Genomic DNA, 5,438 nt, shown 5'->3' with positions numbered 1-5,438 from the left:
GATTTGGAATGCATTTTGACCAAGTTACTGCGAACGGAGTGAACAGTAACAAATATAGTAAACTGACAGAAAGAGGTGAAAGATTCGTGAAGAAGAGAACGACGGCCCTTTTGCTGGGGAGTGTGCTGTTATGTCATGCATCTCTGGTTTATGGCGAAGTTCCGGATTATGATACAGTGCTGGAAACGGCACAGAAGGAAAATAAGTCTGTCCAGACATTTGAGACAGATGATGGTAAGGGGAATACGGTTCAGGTAACAGCAGATAAGAAAACACTTTATGTGACAGCCAGAATAGCAGGTATTTATTCCATGCCCTCTGACAGCAGTGCGGAGCTTATGGCAGCAGCACTGGGAGACCAGGTAGAACAGACGGCGATCTGTGACAATGGCTGGAGTAAGGTGGAGGCAGAGTCTGAAGGAGAAAAGGTCATAGGATATATGCAGACGCAGGCACTGAACAGCGAAAATCAGATTCTGTCTGTAGATGAGGAAGAAGTGGAAGTAACATCTGACAGCAGCATTCTGGATTATCCGGGAAAGAAAGATGGAGAAGTTGTCGGCGAAGTGCTGGAACTGGATCAGGTAAAGCGTACAGGAACCGTAAATGGTGTCTGGAGCAGGATCAAATATCAGAATGCAGACGGAACGGAAAAAGAGGGATATATCCCGACCAGCTGCCTGGATGTTGCAGATGCTCAGGAAAGTACAGATACTTCGGCATCCATAGATAAGAAAAAAGATGCAGGAACCCTTCACAAAAGCAGCGGTAAAGGAGTCTTTGCAGATGCACTGGAGACAGATGAGAGTGTTACCGAGCAGAATGGAGTACAGATCGGAACACCGGTGGCAGCATCCTCTGATGCTAAACTCAAAGACCTTGGTGTATTCAAGATCACACATTACTGTCCGTGCAGTATTTGTTGTGGACCGTATGCAAATGGAATCACTTCTACGGGTGTAACAGCGGTGACAAACCACACGATCGCAGTAGACCCGTCACAGATACCATATGGAAGCAAGGTTGTGATCAATGGACAGGTTTATGTCGCAGAGGACTGTGGTGGTGCGATCAAGACAAACTGTATTGATATTTATGTGGCAACGCATGCAGAGGGTGAGTCCAAGGGCGTTTATTACACAGAGGTTTATCTTATCCAGTAAAATACAAAATCTCCGGCTGAAACAGCAAAAGCTGTATCCTGCCGGAGATTTTTGTAAGAGTTTTATCTTGCCATGGAATAAATCTTTTCCATGTCTTTCATGTTTAACTGTTTAAATACACCAATGGTACGGGTATCTTCAAAGCTGCATTTAAAAGCAAGCTCATGAATCTGCTGGTCATTAAGATCAAGACCAAGTTCATGCAGGCTGGTAGGCATCTGGATAGACCGGAAAAAGTTTTCCATTGCTTCGATTCCGGCCAGGGCGGTGTTGTTGAAATCAAGATCACATGGGATTTCAAATACATTTGTTGCAAACTGTGCAAAACGTTCCGGATTTACGTCGTATACATATCGTGCCCAGCTTCCCCAGATAGCCGCAAGACCGGCACCGTGGGTGACATCGTAAAGACCACCAAGTTCATGTTCAAGCTGATGACAGGACCAGTCACCGCCACCGGTGCCGCATCCGGTCAGACCGTTATGAGAAAGACTTCCGGCCCACATGATCTCTGCACGGGCGTTGTAGTTGCCTGGCTCCTTCATAAGGATACGTGCGTTATAGATCACAGTCTGCATCAGAGATTCACTCATGCTGTCGGTAATCTCCATAGTTTCGATATTGACAAAATAGCGTTCCATGGTGTGCATGAGAATGTCGACACATCCGCTCTCGGTCTGATACTGAGGAAGACTGTAGGTCAGCCTTGGATTCATCAGAGCGAATTTAGGACGGCAGAGATCACTTCTGGTGCTTCCACGTTTGAGCCAGCCCTCTTCGTTGGTGATAACACAGGAACCGCTCATTTCACTTCCGGAAGCTGCAATGGTAGGAATCACACCAATCGGAAGACAGGCAGTCGGAGTCTCTGTCTTGAGGAAGAAATTCCAGACATCTGTCCATGGATTCGCAACACCATAACCGATTGCTTTACCGGAATCGATGACACTTCCGCCACCAACGGCAAGAATAAAATCTACATTCTCTTTCCGGCAGAGTTCAATGCCTTCGCGTACTTTGGAAAGACGGGGATTTGGAACAACACCGCCCAGAGTGACAAAGTCAATATCAGCATCGGTAAGACATTTTTTGATTTCATCAAGAAGTCCGGAAGAGATGGCACTGTGACTGCCGTAATGGATCAGAACTTTATGGCAGCCTTCTTCTTTCAGGATATCACCGATCTGTAAATGAGAATCTTTGCCAAAAATAACCCTTGTGGGGGCAAAATATTCGAAGCTTCGCATAATGATAGTTACTCCTTATATAAATTTAATAAATATCGTATCTGCAGATATCAGCTCAGGATCATGCACCCGGGTTTCGCGTGCATTCAGTCTGACCAAGACATCATAAGATAAATATAACATAATTGTAAAAATAAATACATAAAAAATTTGGGGTTTTTCAAGGAATAGAAAACATTCTGGACATTTCCTTTCCGGTGTAATATTATAAAAGAATAAAAAGGCAGGTGATAAAATGGAAAATATAGTGATCATCGGTGCAGGTCCCGCCGGAATTTCAGCTGCTCTGTATGCGGCGAGAGGAAATCTGAATCCTCTTGTGATAAATAACGGTATCGGAGCACTGGAAAAGGCGGAGAAGATCGAGAATTATTATGGCCTGGAACAGCCAGTTTCGGGCAGGGAGCTTTATGAGAGAGGACTTGCTCAGGCAGAAGCCCTGGGTGTCCGTATCATAGAGGCAGAGGTGCTGGGAATCAGCGGTTTTGATACTTTTACAGTAAAGACCACAGCCGGAGATTTTGATACGGTCAGCGTGATTCTGGCGACAGGAGGGAAGCGAACTGCTCCGAAGATTCCAGGTCTCAGGGAATTTGAGGGGAGAGGTGTCAGCTATTGTGCTGTCTGTGATGCCTTCTTTTACAGAGGCAAGGAAGTTGCTGTTGTCGGAAATGGTGATTTTGCTCTTCATGAGGCAGAACAGCTTCGGAATGTCACACAGGATGTGACAATCTATACAGATGGAAAGAAACCGGAATTTTCCAGAGAACATCCTATCTCAGTTAATACGATGAAGATTCAGGCAATTGAAGGCGAGGATAAGGTTTCCGGTCTTCTGATGCAGAGTGATGCGTCTGTACAGGAAGCAGAAACACAGGTGAAGTCGTTTTATCCGGCAGATGGAGTTTTTATAGCACTTGGTACTGCCGGAAGTACGGAGATTGCCAGACAGATGGGGGCGGAGATCACCGATAAGGGCAACATTAAGATAAATAAAGAGATGGAAACGACCATTCCAGGACTTTTTGCGGCGGGAGACTGTACGGGAGGGCTTCTTCAGGTATCAAAAGCGGTTTATGAAGGCAGTATGGCCGCCATCAGTGCAGGGAAGTATGTCCGCAGTAAAAAATCTTCATAAAAAACAGGCAAACGGAAATCATATATCTGAGCGTACTGTCAAAAGACAGAGCTTATAACAGGAGGAATCATTATGGCAAAAGCAATTACAGCAGCGAATTTTGAACAGGAAGTTCTTAAGGCGGAGAAACCAGTGTTGCTGGATTTCTGGGCAACCTGGTGCGGACCATGTATGCGTCAGGGTCCGATCGTTGAGGAACTGGCAGAAGAGGGATACTGTGTAGGCAAGATCGACGTTGACCAGGAACCGGAGCTGGCACAGAAATTCCGTATTATGAGTATTCCGACACTTCTGATCTTCCGAAATGGTCAGGAAGCAGAGCGACTGGTCGGACTGACTCCAAAAGAAACAATTAAGGAGCTTCTGGATAAATAAGATCCAGAAAGGTTTATAAGATTTATGAAAATATTACTGGCAGCATGTAATGCAAAATATATTCATTCAAATCTTGCTGTATATGATCTCAGGGCATATGCGTCTGCTTATCAGGAGCATATTCTTCTGAGAGAATATACGATCAATCAGACGAAAGATGAGATTTTGAAGGATATTTATCTGACTGGAGCGGATGTGGTCTGCTTCTCCTGCTATATATGGAATATTTCTTTTGTAAAGGATCTTCTCTGTGATCTGCACAAAATACTTCCAGAAACAAAATTCTGGGCTGGAGGACCGGAGGTTTCTTTTGATGCGGAGGCTTTCCTCAGAAAAACACCACAGATGACTGGGGTTATGATAGGAGAAGGAGAAAAAACATTTCTGGAGCTGGTGCATTATTACGTGGACGGGGAGGGATCTCTGACCGAGATTCCGGGAATTGTCTATCATGACGGAGAAGAAATCTACAATAATGGCTGGAGAGAATTGACAGATTTAAGCGAAATTCCTTTTGTATATGAGCAGCTTAAGGATTTTGAGAACAAGATCATTTATTATGAGAGCAGCAGAGGATGCCCGTTTTCCTGCAGTTATTGTCTGTCTTCTATTGATAAGAAGTTAAGATTTCGTGATCTGGAGCTGGTTAGAAGGGAACTGCAGTTTTTTCTGGATCACAGAGTGCCGCAGGTCAAGTTTGTAGACCGGACCTTCAACTGCAGGCATGAGCATGCGATGGAAATATGGAGATACATTCTGGAGCATGATAACGGAGTGACAAATTTCCATTTTGAAATTTCGGCAGATCTTCTTCGGGATGAAGAAATTCAGCTTATGAGTAAAATGCGTCCGGGGCTGATCCAGCTTGAGATAGGCGTGCAGTCCACAAATACGGACACCATTCATGCAATCCACAGGCACATGGATCTCGTGAAACTGGAAAGGTCTGTCGCAAAGATCCACAGTTTTGGAAATATTCATCAGCATCTGGATCTGATCGCAGGTCTTCCATATGAGGATTATAATACGTTCCACCGTTCTTTTAATGATGTTTACGAAATGAAACCGGATCAGCTTCAGCTGGGATTTCTTAAGGTTCTGAAGGGGTCTTTGATGGAACAGGAAGCACAGAAGTACGGAATCTTGCACAAAGAAAAAGAACCATACGAGGTACTTTCTACAAACTGGCTTTCTTACAGAGAAATTCTGAAGCTTAAGCGGGTAGAAAGCATGGTAGAGGTTTACTATAACAGCGGACAGTTTCAGAATACACTGGAATATCTGGTGCCGCAGTTTGAGGATGCTTTTATATTTTATGAAAAGCTGGGTACTTTTTATGAAGAGAAAGGATACAGTGAGATTTCACATTCCAGAATGCGTCGTTATGAGATTCTGCTGGAGTTTCTGAAGGAGGAGACACAGATCGATGCGGAAACAGCGGCACAGTATATGCTGTATGATCTGTATCTGAGAGAGCGGCTGAAGAAACGACCTTCCTTTGCAGCAGACCAGAAA

Annotated in this window: 5 protein-coding genes; 4 read left to right on the top strand and 1 reads right to left on the bottom strand. The window is 44.5% G+C overall.

Translation table 11 applies throughout. The features are described from left to right. Positions 1 to 86 precede the first annotated feature (86 nt). Complete coding sequence (locus ACLTL4_RS10820; RefSeq protein ID WP_265107718.1) at positions 87 to 1,163, top strand: 3D domain-containing protein; 1,077 nt, start codon at positions 87 to 89, stop codon at positions 1,161 to 1,163. A 62-nt stretch (positions 1,164 to 1,225) separates the two neighbouring features. On the opposite strand, the gene ACLTL4_RS10815 is transcribed toward ACLTL4_RS10820, so the two are convergent. Then, positions 1,226 to 2,410 (bottom strand): iron-containing alcohol dehydrogenase, encoded by a 1,185-nt coding sequence (locus ACLTL4_RS10815; RefSeq protein ID WP_412320530.1) that lies wholly within the window; start codon positions 2,408 to 2,410, stop codon positions 1,226 to 1,228. 235 nt (positions 2,411 to 2,645) lie between these two features. On the opposite strand from ACLTL4_RS10815, the gene ACLTL4_RS10810 reads away from it, so the two are divergent. The 3 genes from ACLTL4_RS10810 to ACLTL4_RS10800 form a co-directional block, all read left to right on the top strand. After that, positions 2,646 to 3,548: an NAD(P)/FAD-dependent oxidoreductase gene (locus ACLTL4_RS10810; RefSeq protein ID WP_173902609.1), complete on the top strand. Its 903-nt coding sequence runs from the start codon at positions 2,646 to 2,648 to the stop codon at positions 3,546 to 3,548. A gap of 72 nt (positions 3,549 to 3,620) precedes the next feature. Continuing rightward, entirely contained in the window at positions 3,621 to 3,923 is a 303-nt protein-coding gene (gene trxA, locus ACLTL4_RS10805; RefSeq protein ID WP_161285218.1) for a thioredoxin, read from the top strand. Positions 3,924 to 3,947: 24 nt separating this feature from the next. Then, positions 3,948 to 5,438 (top strand): B12-binding domain-containing radical SAM protein (locus ACLTL4_RS10800; RefSeq protein ID WP_412320529.1); only part of this gene is annotated, 1,491 nt, incomplete at its 3' end.

The organism is Hominisplanchenecus sp., from assembly GCF_046967715.1.
Taxonomy (GTDB): domain Bacteria; phylum Bacillota; class Clostridia; order Lachnospirales; family Lachnospiraceae; genus Hominisplanchenecus; species Hominisplanchenecus faecis.
The sequence above is the reverse complement of the archived record's forward strand: the minus strand, read 5'-3'. Positions and strand labels throughout refer to the sequence as shown.